Origin of the sequence: Spirulina sp. CS-785/01 (assembly GCF_028330525.1) — a bacterium.
In the GTDB taxonomy this organism is placed as follows: domain Bacteria; phylum Cyanobacteriota; class Cyanobacteriia; order Cyanobacteriales; family Spirulinaceae; genus JAQMSD01.
In genome coordinates this window covers 19,706-37,419 of record NZ_JAQMSD010000164.1, presented here as the reverse complement: position 1 = coordinate 37,419, position 17,714 = coordinate 19,706, and the positions used below count along the sequence as shown (strand labels likewise).

The following is a 17,714-nucleotide window of genomic DNA, read 5'->3' as shown; positions in this document are numbered from 1 at the left end:
AAGATGTTATTGGAATTACGACAATTAAAGCTACAAGCAGGGCAACAACTCTTACTAGAAGATATTAGCTGGCAGCAATTTGAAAGTATTTTAACTGAATTTGGAGAACATCGCGCTGCCAGATTTTCTTATAGTAATGGTTTACTAGAAATTAGAGTCCCCCTCCCTGAACATGAAAAAGCCAAAGAAATCATTGGCGACATGAGCAAAATTTTACTCAGCGAACAAGGCAGGAATTATGAAACCTTGGGTTCAACCACTTTAAAAAATGAACTCATGACACAGGCCGTTGAACCCGATGCTTGTTTTTATATTCAAAATCAAGCCGCAGTCATTGGCAAAAACCGTTTAGATATGACCCTTGATCCTCCGCCGGATTTAGCCATAGAAATTGATTTAACATCACGGACTCAATTAGACAATTATCAGCGTTTAGGGGGGTTGGAATTATGGCGATATTCTGCCACTGGACTCCAGATTAATTTACTACAAAATGGACAATATAGAGAAGCAAATTATAGTCCTAATTTTCCTGAGATTCCGATCATTGAATTAGTCAATCAATATGTCCAGCAAAGCAAAACTTCTGGCAGTAGTCAAGCCATTCAACATTTTAAAAATTGGGTCAGGACAAACTATTAATTAAAAAAATGTACATTTTTGCTATTATAGACATAATGTTCAAGATAATCCTCAACCCCTCATAACTATGAAAAGCTACACCTTGACCCAAACGCGGAATCAACATGGGGAAGTCTTTGATCAAGCAACAGTTGAACCCGTGCTGATCACCAAGCAAAAACGCCCTAGCCATGTTATTCTGTCAGCAGAGGCTTATCAGCAACTCGTGACCCGACTCGAAGAATTAGAGGATTTACACTGGGGACAGGCAGCAGAAAACGCCCTAAGTCAATCTTCAATGGTAGGGAGTGAAGCGTTTACCACTACATTAGAGAAGTTGGCGAATGGCTAAACTAGACGGGTTAGAGGCAGTTTTAGATTTCTTAAAAGGTTTACAACCTAAAATTGCTGCTCAAATTGCCAAAAAAACTTTATCTCTCAACGTAAACCCTTTACCTAATGACAGCAAACCGTTAAAAGGTTATCCGGGTTATTATCGGGTTGATAGTGGTGAATATCGGATCGTTTATCGATTTAACCCCGAAGAGGACTTAGTAGAAGTGATTTTAGTAGATAAACGAAATGATGATGAAGTTTATAAAAAACTAGCGCGTTTGTTAACATAATTTTTGCTAAGATCAGGGGGTAAATTCTTAGCAACACCAATTGCTCCTATCTCGGCTAACCGATCATAAACACTCTGTTCCGTCTCATGAACTGACTCATTAACAGATTGAGCATCTTTATTTTAAATCTGTTGTCTGCATTTCTTTTAATTTTTGTGATTTCTCTTTTAATTGCTGAATTACTATCTTGTAATCAATTCCTTGTCCTTGATCAAGGAGTGCGTAAATTGACCTCCCCATTGAGACTGGGATCAAACAGATAAACCAGTGGAGTTAATGCAATGAAATTTTTGGCAGATATGGGAATTTCACTGTAGTTCAAGAAACCGGGTTTCTTTCAAAATTGTTGATGTGCCACAATATACTAATAAGAAACCCGGTTTCTCACTCTCTCTTTTTAAGCCAATTGAAGACCAATAAACAATAAAGCGGATTTCATATAATCTTTTATCTTCAACCCGTTTTAACGGGTTTTCGCTCTCAGCCTTAGGTTTAAACCCAAGGCTAAATTAACCCCAAAAACAACAATTAAGGGCGATTCTGACAGCGCACCGGAAACTTTAAAGAAGACCGTGGACTCAAATTAACCGCCATTTCCGTTAGAATTAACTGGCCTTGCTCATTAATATACCAATCTTGAGCCACCAAAACCTCCCGACGAGTCGTTTCCACTTGGGGGGAAGAATTGATCCCCTCTCCCGTCTCCGTAACCGGAGCAATGGGTTCAACCAGAATTTCACTCTCTCCTAACGGTGCAGTGGGATCAGTGGGTAAACCGCGGCCTGCGGTGGTTAACTCGTTCGCTTCATTATCTGCGCGTTCTGGACAGACTTCTGTCACCTGTTCGGGAGACTCAATGGTGGGAACATCCGTTAACCCTTGGGTGGGGTCAATATCTGGAGTCCGTAAGTTCACTTCCCCATTGAGACTGGGGTCAAACAGAGAAAAGGCTGTGATATCGTTATTGGGGGTTAATTCCTCCCGCACCTCCAAGCCAAAAATCCCCTCTGCGGTAATATTAATCTGACCCCCCCGACCGCGAAAGGAGTTGGCCGTAATATCGCTATTTTGTAACCCCACTAGGGTATCTGTGGTAATAGTAATATTTCCCCCATCTCCCGGTTGATCCTCCGTTCCCGCAGTAGTCGAGATTTGGCTATTATTTAAAAGGCGAATATCACGACCCGTAATCGTTAAATTCCCCCCCTGTCCAGAAGTCGTTTCCCCCGTAATGCGGCCTTGGTTGAGGTCGATGTAATTACTATTCACCTTTAAATTCCCTGCATCCCCACTCCCCAAACTTTCCACCGTGGCACTCCCTTGACTCCCAATAATTAACTGAGGAGTCGTAATACTCACATCACCTGCATCTGCACTCCCCCTAGTCCGTGCAGCAATTCCCGTATTCTCCCCTTGTATCTCCACCCACTCTGACGCATTTATCGTCACCGTCCCCCCATTTCCTATCCCCAATGTCCCCGCAGAAACCGCACTCCCCGACCGCACCGTTAAACGAGGAGTCTGCACCCGAATATCTCCCCCCTCACCCCTTGCTTGCTCATCCACCTGCGTAAAAATGCCACTTGGCAAAGGTTGACCCTGACGACTTCTCCCCCGTCCTTCTATCTCAATTCCCTCAAACGCACGAATATCAACTACACCCCCATCCCCTCGGCCAAATGTCCCTGCTGAAATTTGCGCTCCTGCTTCGATCTGTAATTGCTGCGTCTCCAAGGTCATACTCCCCCCTTGTCCCGTTGCAGTCGAGGAATTGACTTGACTAAACAGACCACTTGCTTGCTCTCCTGTCCCTCTCAGATGGATATTTTCTGCTTCAATACGTAACCCTCCTGCATTCCCTCCTCCGGATGTAGAAGTGGATACTTGCGACCCCCCTTCCACTAATAAATTTTGCGTCGTAATTGTTAAATTCCCTGCGGGTTGGTTTCCAACTTGTCGGGTGGTACTTTCGACCCTCACCCCATCTTGCAGCGTCATTTGTTCACTATTAATTGTGACATTTCCCCCTGCACCTAACCCCACCGTTGCGGCAAAAATCCCACTGGGAAACCCTTGAGGCGTTTTCCCACGAATCTCTAAAGATGGACTATTAATGACAATATTCCCTGCTCGTCCTTGCGTAAAACTCGAAGACGACACTTGGGCCCCCTCAGTAATACTAATTTGCGGTGCATTGATCTCCAACCGTCCCCCAGACCCCCCTCCTGGAAACCGAGGAATGGTTTCGGTGAGAATAGCGCTGGGAATGACTCCCGTGCTATCTGTCCCGACTAAATTCACCGACTCCGACGCATTCACCGTCACTCCAACCCCTGCATTGCCTCCCTCGGTAATGGAGAGAATATTTGACCCACCGCTAACATTAATTTGTTGGCCTTGGAGATGAATGCGGCCTCCTCCTACTCCACTCGCATCAATTGAGGCTTTTTGAGTGAGGTTAATATTTTGAAAGGTACTAACTCCGGTATAATCTAAGTTTAAATCCGGCGTAATCGCCACTCTTTCATTACTTCCTACGCTGCCAATTTCAATTTCTCCTTCTCTGGCAATTACATTTCCCCCTTCTAAATTAACTTCCCCTCCTACTAGCGCAATAGTTTGCCCAGTTGTTCCGTTTAACTGCGTTGCAGGGGGCAAAGAAACCACTGCTCCACCGGGCCCCGATTGCAGATTATGTCCTGTCCCCTGTACGGTAATATTGCCAGGAGAACCACCAAATTGTAGTGCAATGGGGACAGTCAGGGTTAAGAGTGGGGAGGTGGTGGGGGTGGTGGCACTAAATTCTGTACCGTCGGCAAAAATGAGACTGTCTGCGGTACTGGCAAAGAATGAACCGCCGATGTTTAAACTAGCATTGGGGCCAAAGAGAATTCCGTTGGGGTTGAGGAGGTAGAAGTTAACGGGATTTTGTACTTGAATTGACCCGTTAATGGTTGAGATGTTATTCCCTGTTACGCGACTAAAGATATTGTTAATGGCGGGATTATTGAAAAATAAGGCCGCTTCTCCTGCATTGAGGGAGAAGTCACTAAAGCTGTGAAATAAGTTACTCCCTACTGTTGTCCCTCCGGTAATCTGAAAGGCTGCACCCGCAGGGGTGACAATGGTGTTATTGGGGAGGGTGGTATCTGCACTAACTTGGGCTTTGGCTAGGGTGGGGGAGATACTAAGGGAGAGTAGGGTGGTTAGGAGTCCAATTTTGAGCCGCACGGGGAGTTTTCTCTCTAGTGTTTGCTGAAAATTGTAGGCTAGTTGGGGGAAATTGGGAAAGGGTTTCGAGGAGTGCGATCGCCCTTATGAAACTATAATTACTGGTAGATTCGGTTGAATGCTCTAGCCAAGACAAAAACATGAGTCAGCGACTCACTCTAGAACTCAGTGATGAAGTCTATGCCGACTTACAGCAAAAAGCGAATTATGCTGGAGCAATCAGTCTTGGGCAGGAAGTCGCGCATACGCTAGCACCATGACTGACACACCAACATCAACCCTCACCGTTAACCAATTTATTGCTCGCTATGGCGATGAGGCCCGTTACGAATTGGCGGATGGAGAACTGATTGACATGGACTCCACCGGGCCTCACGAAACCGTTAGCGGCAAGCTGGCCGTTCATATTGGGATGGCGGTTATGCAGGCCAAACACCCTTGGTTTATCCCCCGCACTTGCCTCATTCAACCCTTTACCGACATTGCTACAGCGCGTCGTCCCGACATTATCGTTCTAGACGAAACAGTCTTGGCCAACGAACCCCTTTGGCAACGGCAACCTGTGATTACATTAGGTCGTTCCATCAAATTAGCGGTAGAAGTGGTTAGCAGCAATTGGGAAACCGACTATGCCCGTAAAGTTGAAGAATATGCGCTTTTAGGTATTCCTGAATATTGGATCGTCGATTATCGGGGGCTAGGAGGCAATGCCTTCATTGGCAAACCCAAACAACCCACCTTCACTGTCTGCCAACTGGCTGGAGATGAATATTGTCAGCAGCAATATCGACGGGGTGAAGCGATTTCATCGGGACTACTGCCTAATTTACAACTACGGTTAGACGATGTTTTGCCTCTTTGACGTACTCCCCGGCAGGGGATACAGGGGATTCTAAAAGGATTTACGAAAAAGGAATAGGACTTATAGATTGTATTCCATTATGAGATGGAGTAATGGTCAGATAACCACTACTCATCAAGTTAAATTCTAATCCGGTTGTATTCTTGTAACTTTGGGTTTCTACTGACCAGTATCCGGGTTTCCACCAACCTAGCGCAACCTGCCAATAAACCATCACTGACTCTCCTTAGTTTTAAGGGTTCTAGGAGTACCTTTGGGATTTTGATGATTTTTTATGCACAAGGTTGCACATTTTTAGGTGATTTTCATATAAATTCTGGAATGGAGTATTGTTGACAAAACGGGTTCGGGTGTAAGGGGTTTAAAAATGCAGTTTAAGCGGTTTTCGCTTTAGTTTTGGAGAAAAAGATCCGTTTGACGACTGTACCCACAAAAACTGCACCTAAAATTAGGGTACTCACCACAGAAGATGGTTCGGGAACGGAAGTCGGGATGGTGTCATTGGGAGGGAGTGGACTGACGGGATAGTTCACTAAGTCCTCAATACTTACATCTTTCTCTTGTACCGAGACGAACTGATAATCCTCGGTCAGCATTTGCTCAAAAATGCTATTGTCCACTGTGGGATCATAGCCGTCTGAAATTAACCAGTTTCCATCTAGTTCACGGAAAGCGTTACTCTCTAACTCTGGCAGCACTAGATAATATTCATCTGGAGCATTATAGAGGTCAAAATTAACAAAATCGAGGGTATCCAGTCCTGCATCTGAGGAACTGCTATCTGTGGGAATCTCTAAATCATCCCACCAATTAATTCCTGAAGAATAGCTGCTAGAGGGTAGCCACCAGACGAAGGGAACGTCTATTGTCTCCGTTGCATCATTGGATGGAGCAATGGTTAGATAGCCACTGTTCATTAAGTCAAAGGCTAATCCGGTTGTATTCTGGTAACTTTGGGTTTCTGCTGACCAGTAAGGCATGGTTGTTTCTCCTTAATTTGACTATGGGACTGGGAACTCTGTCTTGATCTCTTGGGAAAAGGGAAATTTTTATGCAAGAGATGGCAATTTTTTACAAAACTTCATAATGGGCTGTGCTGGTGTGAGGAGGGGGTGACAGTTCCCCAAAAGGTTAAACGACGTACTGGAGGTGGTCTAACTCCCAATTGGTGCTATCGGTGCTTAGGGTGACTTTACTAATGCCGTTATCGTGGCTAATGCCTAAGAAACGGTCTTCTGCGGTTGACCCGTTGGTGAGGCCATCCCCGAAGTCTTGGGGTTGGGTTGCACCGAGGAAAACGCCTTGTGCGTCCCATGCTTCGAGTCTCACTGTTCCTGTTCCGTTGTTGGTTTCGATGTCGGTGATGGCCACGCCAACATCAATGGGGTATATACCGAGTACAGTGTCATCAAAGGTGAGGGTGAGGGTGTTTTCTGAGATACGCCAACTTTGTCCGGTGAGGGAGTCCACGGTGTTGGTGGTGTTGGAAATTGTCCCGGTGGATGCGGTGACTCCTGGGGTGTTCAGGAGTCCGTCTTCAAAGTCTTCGAGGATGAGGTTGGGGTGGGTATAGAAGGGACTGTCGGTTTCGCTTTGGTAGGGATTAGTGTAGGGGTTGGTATTGAAAGAAGTTATAGTGGATGAAGTGAGAGAAATTTCTGTTGTTATCGTGTCATTGATGATGACTTTATAGGAAGAATTTTCCGTGTCAAAAATATCGGAGTCCAATACAATATCTTTGCTAAACGACTCTATTGCTGTGAGTCCTATATAAGGAGCAAGTGCAGTGATTCCAACTTTAAATGTATTACCGTCGCGTTCGTGTGTAACGGGGTTCAATGTCCACCCCTGAGTTGGAAAATACCCTTGGACTGATAAAGTTAATCCATTTGCATTTGAAAGACTAAATTGCTCAATTTTTGGTTGTGTTAAGTAGTATCCTGATGACAAGGTTACATCTACAGGTTTTTGAGATTTTTCTATACCATCCGTAGCTGTCACGGTAAACGCAGGAATGTATGAATGCATGGTTTGAATAAAATCTTTTTGGCTATATTCACCAATTAGAACTTCTCCAGGAGATAGGGTTGTTACTCCAGAAATTACAGATTTGCCATTTTTGGTTAGAGTTCCAGAATTTACTGATTGAATAAGAAAGGAAATTTTATCTCCGTCAGTATCTGCTGCATTAGATGCTGCTAACAAATCTTCATAATTAATCTTAAAAGGTTGATTACCAACTACTCCTGAAAGTAAATCGATGTTAGTTAAAGTAGGAGAATTATTGGGAGTCCCAACAATTCTGATTGCATTGGAAAACTCGGAGGTATTTCCCTGTGAATCAGTAGCTGTAGCCGTTACAAATCGATCTGCCGCAACATTAGATAAAAATATATTAAAATTAGCATTACCATTGCTGTCTGTAGTGACTTTCTGAGAACCTAAAAAGTTTTTCCCTTCTCCATCATTATTGGGATTACCGAAAAATTCTAATCGGAACTTTTTGTTTGGCGTGCTATTAAAATTTCCATTTATTTCTATTGAATTTTCCGCAAGATTTACAGAAACCAAATTTGGGTGATTCTGTAAGTGATTTTCACCCTCATCTATATCTTTTTCATCATTTTGTAAACTTTGATTAAAATACTTACCTAATGTTATTCCAGAATATTTATTTCCAAATATGGAATTGGAAAGCACACTATTATTAATCGTGGTAGCATTATTATTTTTAATTCTTACTCCATCCCATCCATTATATGCAATTATATTTCCTTCACCGGGATTAATACCTCCAATAACATTATTACTGCTACTGCCAATAACCACTCCATATTTATTATTTCCTAAATCTTTTTTTCCTGTAATATCAGTGCCAATATAATTTCCTTGTACGAAGTTTTTTTGCCATTTTGAGGAATAAATACTTACACCATAACTTTCATTGCCAGAAATAATATTCCGTGCATTAGATGTAGCCCCTCCAATTAAATTACCTGATGAAGAAGCCATATAAATACCATTTCCACCATTACGACCAAGTTTTGTTCCTGTAACATCTGTTCCAATATAATTTCCTTGAATGATATTATTATCGGCAGAGTCTAGATAAATTCCTTGACGGTCAAAACGGTTAATAACAAAACCTTTTACAGTGCTATCTCCTGCTCTGATATGCAGTCCATGTGTTTCATTTCCTGCTAAACTGCCATCAAGTTCGATCATGGGTTTGTTGGTCAATCCGGGTTGAGTTGTTGCATCTAAGATGATTGCGTCAGTAATTTTCGGTAAAGCGGAGAGGGGTTGAATGGTAAAGGTGTTGGTAGTTGCATTGTAACCGGGGTCTGTAGTGGGAATGTTAAAGGAAATCAGATCTGTGCCAGGGTTGGCATTTGCCCACTCTAGTACTGCCCGTAAACTGCCTGCACCGCTATCGTTGGTATTAGTGACTATCTTAAATTCTGGAGGAGTGTTGGGGGATGTGCCGTAAAGGTTGAGACTCCAACTTTTCCAGATGTTGTGAAAGAAGGGACTACTCCCATTCCCGTTGTGTTTGTCTCGGACTTGTAATTCCCATTCTCCGGATGCTGACTCGCCCCAGTGACGGGCGGAGGTGAAGGTCCAATGATAGACTTTCTCTTGATAGTTGTGGTGGTTGTAACTGTGGTGGAAGTGTTGTTCTGATAAGACGGATTCTGTACCGTCGGGGGAGATGAGCGTAATCTCTAAGTCGCCGATGTAGCGGTGTTGGGTGCTAAAACCGACTTCTACCCATTCTACACTCAGGTTGTCTTGGGGGTTAAGGGTGATGGTGGAGGTTAAGGGATCATTGGGGTTATATTTGGGGATAGCTTGGGCGACTAATGCGCGTTGTGAGAGCTTTGTTTCTTGGTTTAACAGTGTCCAGTTGGTGGCTTTTTCGACGGCTGCTTGAGCATCGACAGCCCCAAAACCGTATTTATGATTAACCCAGTATCCTGCTCCATTTTGTACCCAGTCGGGGTCGTTGGGGTCGTTTAAGTTGTCTTGGTTGCCGTTTTCGGGTTGGGCGGTTTCAATTAAGATGGTTTGGACATCTCGCCAGGTTAAATTAGGATTGGCTTCTAACATTAAGGCGACTACACCCGATACAAAGGGGGCTGAGGCAGAAGTCCCACTGAAGTCATCCACATAACTATTATTAACGCTGGTGGTGGTAATGTCGGTTGTCCCATCTCCGGAATAGGCCGACACCAGTAAGGCGGCCCCTGGGGTACTGTAAACGGTTTGCTCTCCGTGGTGGTCAATTGCTCCGACGGCGATGGTTTGTCGGGCATTGGCTAGGCTGTTATAGTTGACGTTACCGTAGGGATAGTTATTTGTGTGGGGATCGATGCGATCATTACCCGCAGCGAAGACATAAATATTCCCTGCTCCATTGCGGCCATCTTCAACATTGGCAAACAGGTTCTCAACGTTTGGCAGAGCCGCACTATAAAAGCCTTGCCCCCAACTATTGTTATAAATATCAATGTCGTTTTTGTAGTGGGAGAGGGCATCGGTAATTTGATATTCGGTGACGGCAGTTGATCCCATGCGTAACCCGGCCCAGTGGGCATTAGGGGCGACTCCACTGCCGCCAAAGCTGTTTTCTCCATGGGCGGTGGCGACTCCTGCAACTCTTGTCCCGTGACCGTTGTAGGTGTCTAGGGTTAAAGAAAAGGAGTCGAGTAACCCATTGGCTACGGATTCATTTTTTTCGATGATTAATGTCCAGTATCCTTGGGCATTTTCTCCGGTAAACCCATGGAGGGGTGCGGAATAGGAGGGGCCGCCGATGTTTTCTAAGGGAATGACTGTGCCGTGGGGACTTTTGAGGGAGATGTCTAGGTCTGCGATCGCATCATGCCAGAGATCAAACGTCAGGGTCAATTGGGCCACATCCCCACTGGCCGGGACTCCTACCTGAAAATAATTGGCCTCATCATTAATCCAATTGTCCGTCCAATCGTGATAATCGACCTGAACTTGTTTTAACCGAGGGGTGGGTTCACCGTCGTATTCGTCAAAATCATAACTTAATTCCGAACGATAATTGTCGCTCAGGTCGGAATGCTGGTACTCAAACCCATCATCCACAACCCCAATAACAACACCCTCTCCCGTTGTACTCTGCCATGCTTGGGTAACATTGGCATCGGCTTCCGGTTCAATGCCACTGCGTAAATGCCATTGTGTGCCATCTTTCACCAAGGGTTCATCCTCTGGGTTGCCGTAAAAATCGAGGTACATGGGGACGAGAGGATAGGCAAATTCAATGGCCGCATCTTGGTTTAATTGGCTGGTGAGGAAATAGGGGTCAAGCCCAGAGGTAAACTGAAAGGTGTAGGTGTTGGGAATCTCTCCCGTTGCTCCTAAATTGGTCGCGCCCCAAGCTGCGGCTAACTCATCGGCTGCTATGCTAGAGTTGACACTGACAACCCATTGGGTGGCTTGACTGAGGGCATTGGGGTTGTAGTTGTTGAGATTCAGCGATCGCTCAATGGCCATGCGAGTGCGATCGGAGAGTCCCGCATCTTCCGGTACAGATAACACCGTAAACCCATGGGTGCTTTCTTCCCCTGCTGCCCCCGTACTATCGTAGGCCACAGCTTTTAATTGATACCGTCCAGGGTCAAGTCCTTCTAATTCATAATTAAACTTAGCCCGTTCTGCATCATAATGATCAGAAGTAAACGTTACCGCATCACTAATATCAACCCACTCTCCCCCATCCTGCTGTAACCAGAAATCCACTCGCGCAATATCACTTCCCCCATCTTCATCGGCCACCAACCCCGGAAACGACAACGTTTCCCCCGGATTATAAACCGCATCCACCAAGAGTTTCACATCTTGAGGAGTTTCATTCTCCTGTGGTATCTGGATAGACTCCAGATAGTCTAAAACCTCTCGACCTGCTTCAGTCTCCCGCCAATCTTGACTGGGGTTAATCGCTTCCTCTACACTCGTTACAGCCTCTCCTGTGACTCCCTCAACCCGAAAAATTAAGTCATTAAAATCCGCATCACTTCTTTTTTCCACATCCAAATCTTCCCAAGCAAATGCTGCACCCCCGGAGAGTGAGGCCATTTGCTCTTGTTCAAAGGAAAAGAGGGGACTGCGAACTTTATTTAAAACAGGCCGTTTCAGTACAGACTTCATTTTCCCCTTGGGAATGAGCATAAACGCATATTGGCCACCGGGTTGCAGATCAAAGGTTTTGTTTCCTAAGTAATTGGATCGGTTATATTTACCAAAGAACTGTTTATTAAACCTTGCTCCTTCGTCTCGGTCAGAAATAATGATGCGACCGAGAGGGGAGTCACTCAATGCGCGTCTTGCTGCTTCTTGAATGAACTCTGTTGTCCCATAGTCAAATTGTTCCATCCCCTCGACGTTGATCATGGCCAGTTGACCCCGATATTTGCGACCATCTGCGAGGAAATCAACGTTCACTTGACCAGTTTCATCTACAGTGAAGATACCTGCATCAAATTGTTGAGCAAAGGGAATCACAGGATCAGGGTTTTCTAGGTTACTTCCCTCTGGGACTGTCACTTCCTCTATCACAACAGGATTTTGAGGTTCTGAGGAGGGTTGAGGAGTCTCTGAGGGGTTTTCTTGTGGTTCTGAGGACTTATCTTCTGTTCCCGTTACTTCCTCTATCACAACAGGATTTTCGGGTTCTGGGGTGGGTTGAGGACTCTCTGAAGGGTTCTTTTGGGGTTCTGAGGACTTATCTTCAGTAACAATTAACTCATCATTTTCGGGTTCTGGGGTGGGTTGAGGACTCTCTGAGGTTTTTTTTTGGGGTTCTGAGGACTTATCTTCTGTTACCGTTACTTCCTCTATCACAAGGGGATTTTGAGGGTCTGGGGTGGGTTGAGGAGTCTCTGAGGAAGTTTGCTCTGGGGTATTGTCTTCAGAGACAATTAACTCATCCGGTAGTTCACAGTGTTGTAAGAGTTGAGTGGAGTCGCTGACTCGGTTTACTTCTAAGGTTGGGGTTGGAGATTTCCGGAATAAACGTCCTAGCATGGTTAGCACCCTCTCAAGCAGATTTTAAATGGTTTGGTGTCGGGAGTCGATGACTGAGATTTATCCATCTACCCTGACTTTAGCAGGTTGGTGGTAGAATCTCTGACAAGATTGTGTGAAGTGTGTAAGCATTGGGCGGCTTTTATGTGAAGTTTTGATGAAGTTTCCCAGAGAGGAGACAGTTCGTAATAGTCAAGAATCATGTACTCTAGTTCTGTATGACTGGATTTTTCTATGCTTTGGTTATTGTTTGCAGGGGCAACGGCGTTTTTTGAGTCTTGTAAGGATATTTTTAGTAAGAAGTCGCTGCAAAATTTAGACGCGATTTTTGTGGCGACGGCGTTAAATTTTTTTACGGTTTTATTTCTCTCTCCTTTACTCTTTTTTATTGAGATTCCGGAGATTGGCCAACCGTTTTGGGTTGCCTTGGTTGGGGGTGGGGTGGGAAATGCGATCGCGTTTTCTCTGTTAATGAAGGCGATTCAACTTTCCGATTTATCTAAGGTGATGCCGCTTACCAGTTTTACCCCACTTTTTCTTCTTGTTACTTCTCCTCTGATTGTTGGAGAATACCCCAGTCAATTGGGCATTATTGGTATTATTTTCATTGTTACGGGGGCTTATTTTCTCAATATTAACCAGCGCAAAGCGGGCTTTTTTGCCCCCCTGAAAGCATTAGGCAATGATACGGGGACAAGATGTGCTTTGGCGGTGGCGTTTATTTGGAGTTTGAATAGTAATTTTGATAAATTGGGGTTACAAAATTCTTCACCGCTTTTTTGGATTATTTGTGTTTATGCGGTGATTACGCTGTTATTATTTCCTGTGGCTTTGTTTCGTGCTGCTAATTTTAAGCAGGTGCGGGGGAAAACGTTACGAAATTTAGCGGTAATGGGTCTATTTAACGGGCTGACGGTAAGCTGTCAGATGACGGCATTGAGTTTAACGCTAGTCGCTTATGTAATTTCGATTAAGCGCACTAGCACCATTTTAAGTGTCTTTTGGGGGCGGTTATTTTTTCAGGAAACTGGGTTGCGGGAACGGTTGTTAGGGGCTAGTATTATGGTGTTGGGGGTATTTGCGATCGCTTTCTCTCAAACAATTGGATAGTTGAGAATTAAGAATTGAGAATTAAGAATTAAGAATTGAGAATTAAGAATTGAGAATTAAGAATTAAGAATTAAGAATTAAGAATTAAGAATTAAGAATTAAGAATTGAGAATTGGTGAACCACAAAAGACACAAAGAACAAAGAACCAATTACCAATAAAAAACCCCTCAACCTACAGGCAAGGAGTTTTGCTAAAATGTAACAAGTTATAAAATTAACTTGACTTTTTCGTTTTTTTCTGATTTTTGCGTTCCCGTTGTAACCGATGGTGGGCGGCGGTGACGGAGGCATCAACGGGGAAACCCGCAATGGGCATCACCTGATACTTGCGCTCCTCCTCAAGTTCCTTGAGTTCGGTATAATCGACCCAGTGAATACAATTCACCGGACAAGTATCAATGGCCTCGTCAATTAATTCTTCAGGATCACCATCTTGGCGAATCGCTCTGGCTCTGCCATAATCGGGTTCAATGTAAAACGTATTGGGGGCAGTGTGGGCGCAATGTTTACAACCAATACAGGTTAACTCATCCACATAAACCCCTTTCTCGCGGAATTGACCGCCGAGTTCTGGTTCAAAGCCTGTGCGTTCGGGTGCATCTCGGAAGACACCACCCAACTCAGGTTCTAAACCAGAACGCTCTTGAGTTGGGTTGTAATCAGTCATTAGGCACTCCAGCGTTGGACAACTAAACGGATTGAACCGTCTTCATTTTTTTGCTTCTCAGCCACTTGGAAGCCTTCTTGGGCGGTGGTGCTGAGAACGGAATTTAAGGCGTAATGTTGGGTCACTCTTTGCAAAAAGCCTTCCACGGAAAGGGGTTGTTGCCAGTATTGCAAGTCTGTGACCATTTCGTATTCTTGGCCATTCCAGCTAAAGCCAATATCGTAGTTGTTTTCTTGTTCAATGACGATTTGGGCATCATAGGTTTGGCCTTGGTATCCCCGCACTTGACCGGGGCCGTCTTTCCAGTCCATCCCTAAGTCGGTTAAAGCGGTTTTTAAAGCATCGAGATTGCGAATTTTGGTTTTGATGTTGCTGAAATGAGACATAGTTGGATATGGGTTGCTTTGTAAACGAATATGACAAAAAGTGATTAACCCAGACGTTTACCAATCACTCCAAGCGGCTTGGGTGACTGTGTTCGTGGTTGTTTGGGTTTGAGCATAGTATTCCGAGGTCTTTTCGGTGGATAAGACGGTGCCGAGTTGTTCCTCAATGGCTGCCGTTACCTCCGCACAAGAAGCCCCCACAATGCCTGTGACCTTTTCCTGGACACGACCATCCGGATAGATGATAAATTCTAGGGTTTCCATGCTCATGGCTTGGATTTGTCCTCGCTATTATTGGGATGAGGTGGAAAGCAGACTGGGCTTTCTCTCTGGTGTACCTCGAAGGTTGGGTGTTGATCCCTTATTATTTAAGAAATCTTAGCAAAAGTTACAGTGAACTGAGTCAATTACTCTAAATTCCGTTAGTTTATATTAAACTTTTTTAAGCAGCGAGCCGTCAAGATGGTATTTTTCAAGGAATTAGGATTGCAGATATATACCTGTAGGTAGATGCAGCAAAATTTACGTCTTTGGCTGAAAAGGGGACTGGTGTGGGGGTTAATGGGGGGGTTAATTCTGGCTTTATTGCGTGTTCCCCTTCCGATTTCGGTTTCTAGTGGGGCCAGTGGAGAAGTACGAGGGGTTTGGTTAACCAATGTAAATAGTGGGGTGTTGTTTGTCCCTTGGGGAATTCAACGGGCGATCGCAAGTTTAGCCAAAATGCAGTTTAATACCGTCTATCCGGTAGTGTGGAATCGAGGGGATACGTTTTACCCTAGTGAGGTGGTTCAGGGGGTGACAGGACGCAAACAGCAACCTCTGTATAACATTATGCACTGGGGGACCGATGCCTTTGAGCAACTCTTACAACAAAGTCACCGTCAAGGGTTGCGAGTCATTCCCTGGTTTGAGTATGGGTTAATGACTCCTAAAAACTCTCTTTTGGCCCAACGTCATCCCGACTGGTTAACCCATAATATTGATCATAGTGATGTCCCCTACGAAGGAATTGCTGAAAATCCCCCTGATTTTTGGTTAAATCGTCTGTTAGAAAGTTCTCTAGGCATTCAACAACAATGGTTAAATCCCTTCCATCCCGAAGTACAAGATTTTATTAAAGGGATGATTGTGGAGCTTGTCTCCCAGTATGATGTGGACGGGATACAACTCGATGATCATTTTGGTCTGCCTGTGGAAATGGGCTATGATTCCTATACAGTGGAACTCTACAAACAAGAACACCAAGGCCAAAAACCCCCGCTTAATTATTATAATCCCCGGTGGATGGGCTGGAGAGCGAATAAATTAACGGAGTTTATGGGGGATATTTATCAAGCGGTGAAAACAGTAAACCCGGATTGTATTGTGTCTTTATCACCTAATTCTCAGAGTTATTCCTATCAACATTCGCTCCAAAATTGGCGAAGTTGGGTGGAACGGGGGTATGTGGATGAGTTAGTGTTACAGGTGTATCGAAATAAGCGCGATCGCTTCCTCCAAGAACTCCACCAACCCGCCGTCCAATTTGCCCGCTCTCGGATTCCCGTTAGCATTGGTATTTTAAGCGGAGTTCTCTCCAAACCTGTGTCTATCGAACAAATTAAAAACCAAGTCCAAATTGTCCGTCAAGAAGACTTTTCCGGGGTATCTTTCTTCTATTGGGAAAGTTTATGGGGCTATATCACACCGAACTCCCCTGAAACTCGTAGAAAAGGGTTTCAGGAACTTTTTAAGTAATTTTTGTTCTTGGTTTTTGCCTCTTGATTCTTGATTAAATTTCTCAATTATCTATGATTCATTATCCATTAAAACTCCCAGCCCAAAATTTGACACATTTGGGTGACTAACTCCATCGCTTCAAAGGGTTTATTAATCACTCCCGTAAATCCCAACTCTAGAAACTGTTGATTATCCCCCTTATTGCCCTGTGCCGTAAGCAAAATGGTGGGAATCTCTTTACTTTGTGAATTTCCTTGTAACTGTTGAAACGTCTCAATTCCATTCATTTCCGGCATCGTTAAATCTAATAAAATACTATCCGGTTGTTCCACCTGAGCCATCATAATACCCTCTTTCCCCGATGCGGCCATCAAAACATCCCAACCCGCAACAGTTTCTAGACAGATTTGAGCAATCTCACGGATTCCCTCATCATCATCAATAATTAAAATACGTTTCGTCATCTGTCACACTTCCCCCTTACGTCTCCCTCTCCAGTATCGCATCCACATCTCTCACAAAGGGACAAAATACGGGAAATTCCTCGTCATACTCCTTCTGAACATTTTGTAACGCTTTCTGATAACAATCATCCATCACAGCCAACAGATAACTGCGTAAACTCGGAGAATCGTCAAGAATCAACTGTAAGGCTTGCTGAGTCCGATTAATCGTGACTTCCCAGCCCCGATAACAGTCGGGTAACGAAACATAACCCCGCTTGAGTTGATGTTCAAATAACGTTATTAAACGACTTTGTAATTCCCGTTTATCTCGCTTCCCCAAAGACTCAATTTCCTCAATAAGATTCTCCCAATCTAAATCCTTCGTATTGCGAGACTGCAACTTCTGAACCGTATCTTCGATCCAAATCGCAAAATCTGTCTCATATAACTTTTTGTAACTACCAATTGTCATCCCTTCTTTCCCTCTAAATTCATCCTGCTTGATAATTGAGATGAATGAGTCTACGAATTTCATTGATTTCGTCTGGCTCAAATTTTAACACTTTTCCCATAGGATCATGTAGCTTGAGTTGATCCTCATAAAAATCTTTGTTAGATAAAGCTAATGACCAAGAGGCGCATAAACATAACCTAGCCTTTAAGCGTCTTTTCTCAGGGTTTTCTTCCTTGAATAAGCCTTCGTAGAGGAGATCATCACAGCTTTTATAGAACCTCATACCATCACAAATACGCTTTATTTCCTGTTTCCTAAAAGGTGACTGATATAAAACACTTTCTATACATTAATATTTTCTATTAGCCAATAAACACTAGGAAACAGTTTTCCTTAAAACAAAATAAAAAATGGACGCAACTGGACTCGAACCAGTGACCCCCACGATGTCAACGTGGTACTCTAACCAACTGAGCTATGCGTCCCTGCGATTTATTAATCTAACACACTATTCTCGAATTTTGCAAACCTT

14 protein-coding genes and 1 tRNA gene are annotated in these 17,714 nt (G+C 44.1%); 6 read left to right on the top strand and 9 right to left on the bottom strand.

The window, feature by feature from the left end:
• The first annotated feature begins 3 nt into the window (after window positions 1-3).
• The 3 genes from PN462_RS11010 (at window position 4) to PN462_RS11000 (ending at window position 1,247) form a co-directional block, all read left to right on the top strand.
• Window positions 4-642, top strand: coding sequence for a Uma2 family endonuclease (locus PN462_RS11010; RefSeq protein WP_272128250.1), 639 nt, complete (start codon window positions 4-6; stop codon window positions 640-642).
• A gap of 67 nt (window positions 643-709) precedes the next feature.
• On the top strand, window positions 710-973 hold the full coding sequence (locus tag PN462_RS11005; RefSeq protein ID WP_272128249.1) for a type II toxin-antitoxin system Phd/YefM family antitoxin: 264 nt from the start codon (window positions 710-712) through the stop codon (window positions 971-973).
• Window positions 966-1,247, top strand: coding sequence for a type II toxin-antitoxin system RelE family toxin (locus PN462_RS11000; RefSeq protein WP_272128248.1), 282 nt, complete (start codon window positions 966-968; stop codon window positions 1,245-1,247). The genes PN462_RS11005 and PN462_RS11000 overlap by 8 nt, the downstream gene beginning before the upstream one ends.
• A gap of 528 nt (window positions 1,248-1,775) precedes the next feature.
• On the opposite strand, the gene PN462_RS10995 is transcribed toward PN462_RS11000, so the two are convergent.
• Entirely contained in the window at window positions 1,776-4,478 is a 2,703-nt protein-coding gene (locus tag PN462_RS10995; RefSeq protein ID WP_272128247.1) for a two-partner secretion domain-containing protein, read from the bottom strand.
• A gap of 256 nt (window positions 4,479-4,734) precedes the next feature.
• Between PN462_RS10995 and PN462_RS10990 the strand changes: the two genes are divergently transcribed.
• The gene (locus PN462_RS10990; protein WP_272128246.1) at window positions 4,735-5,340 is read left to right on the top strand and encodes a Uma2 family endonuclease; all 606 of its coding nucleotides are present in this window, start codon (window positions 4,735-4,737) and stop codon (window positions 5,338-5,340) included.
• Between the two features lie 374 nt (window positions 5,341-5,714).
• Here PN462_RS10990 and PN462_RS10985 read toward each other — a convergent pair whose 3' ends face one another.
• Both PN462_RS10985 and PN462_RS10980 read right to left on the bottom strand, forming a co-directional pair.
• On the bottom strand, window positions 5,715-6,320 hold the full coding sequence (locus PN462_RS10985; protein WP_272128244.1) for a PEP-CTERM sorting domain-containing protein: 606 nt from the start codon (window positions 6,318-6,320) through the stop codon (window positions 5,715-5,717).
• Between the two features lie 151 nt (window positions 6,321-6,471).
• A complete protein-coding gene (locus PN462_RS10980; protein ID WP_272128243.1) occupies window positions 6,472-12,399 on the bottom strand; it encodes a S8 family serine peptidase in 5,928 nt (1,975 codons plus the stop codon).
• A gap of 234 nt (window positions 12,400-12,633) precedes the next feature.
• Between PN462_RS10980 and PN462_RS10975 the strand changes: the two genes are divergently transcribed.
• Window positions 12,634-13,509, top strand: a complete 876-nt coding sequence (locus tag PN462_RS10975; RefSeq protein WP_272128241.1) for an EamA family transporter — start codon at window positions 12,634-12,636, stop codon at window positions 13,507-13,509.
• Window positions 13,510-13,724: 215 nt separating this feature from the next.
• Here PN462_RS10975 and PN462_RS10970 read toward each other — a convergent pair whose 3' ends face one another.
• Genes PN462_RS10970 through PN462_RS10960 form a run of 3 tightly spaced genes read right to left on the bottom strand, consistent with a single transcriptional unit; the run spans window position 13,725 to window position 14,833 of the window.
• Window positions 13,725-14,177, bottom strand: coding sequence for a ferredoxin (locus PN462_RS10970; protein ID WP_272128240.1), 453 nt, complete (start codon window positions 14,175-14,177; stop codon window positions 13,725-13,727).
• Entirely contained in the window at window positions 14,177-14,563 is a 387-nt protein-coding gene (locus PN462_RS10965; RefSeq protein WP_272128239.1) for a DUF1257 domain-containing protein, read from the bottom strand. The genes PN462_RS10970 and PN462_RS10965 overlap by 1 nt, the downstream gene beginning before the upstream one ends.
• A 57-nt stretch (window positions 14,564-14,620) precedes the next feature.
• Window positions 14,621-14,833, bottom strand: a complete 213-nt coding sequence (locus tag PN462_RS10960) for a DUF2997 domain-containing protein (protein WP_272128238.1) — start codon at window positions 14,831-14,833, stop codon at window positions 14,621-14,623.
• Window positions 14,834-15,073: 240 nt separating this feature from the next.
• On the opposite strand from PN462_RS10960, the gene PN462_RS10955 reads away from it, so the two are divergent.
• A complete protein-coding gene (locus PN462_RS10955) occupies window positions 15,074-16,300 on the top strand; it encodes a glycoside hydrolase family 10 protein (protein ID WP_272128237.1) in 1,227 nt (408 codons plus the stop codon).
• Between the two features lie 68 nt (window positions 16,301-16,368).
• Here the strand turns inward: PN462_RS10955 and PN462_RS10950 are convergent, their stop codons facing one another.
• The 3 genes from PN462_RS10950 to PN462_RS10940 form a co-directional block, all read right to left on the bottom strand.
• Entirely contained in the window at window positions 16,369-16,746 is a 378-nt protein-coding gene (locus tag PN462_RS10950; protein WP_272128236.1) for a response regulator, read from the bottom strand.
• A 16-nt stretch (window positions 16,747-16,762) separates the two neighbouring features.
• Window positions 16,763-17,200 (bottom strand): DUF29 domain-containing protein, encoded by a 438-nt coding sequence (locus PN462_RS10945; protein WP_272128235.1) that lies wholly within the window; start codon window positions 17,198-17,200, stop codon window positions 16,763-16,765.
• 393 nt (window positions 17,201-17,593) lie between these two features.
• Window positions 17,594-17,667 (bottom strand) — tRNA-Val (locus PN462_RS10940).
• Window positions 17,668-17,714 lie beyond the last annotated feature (47 nt).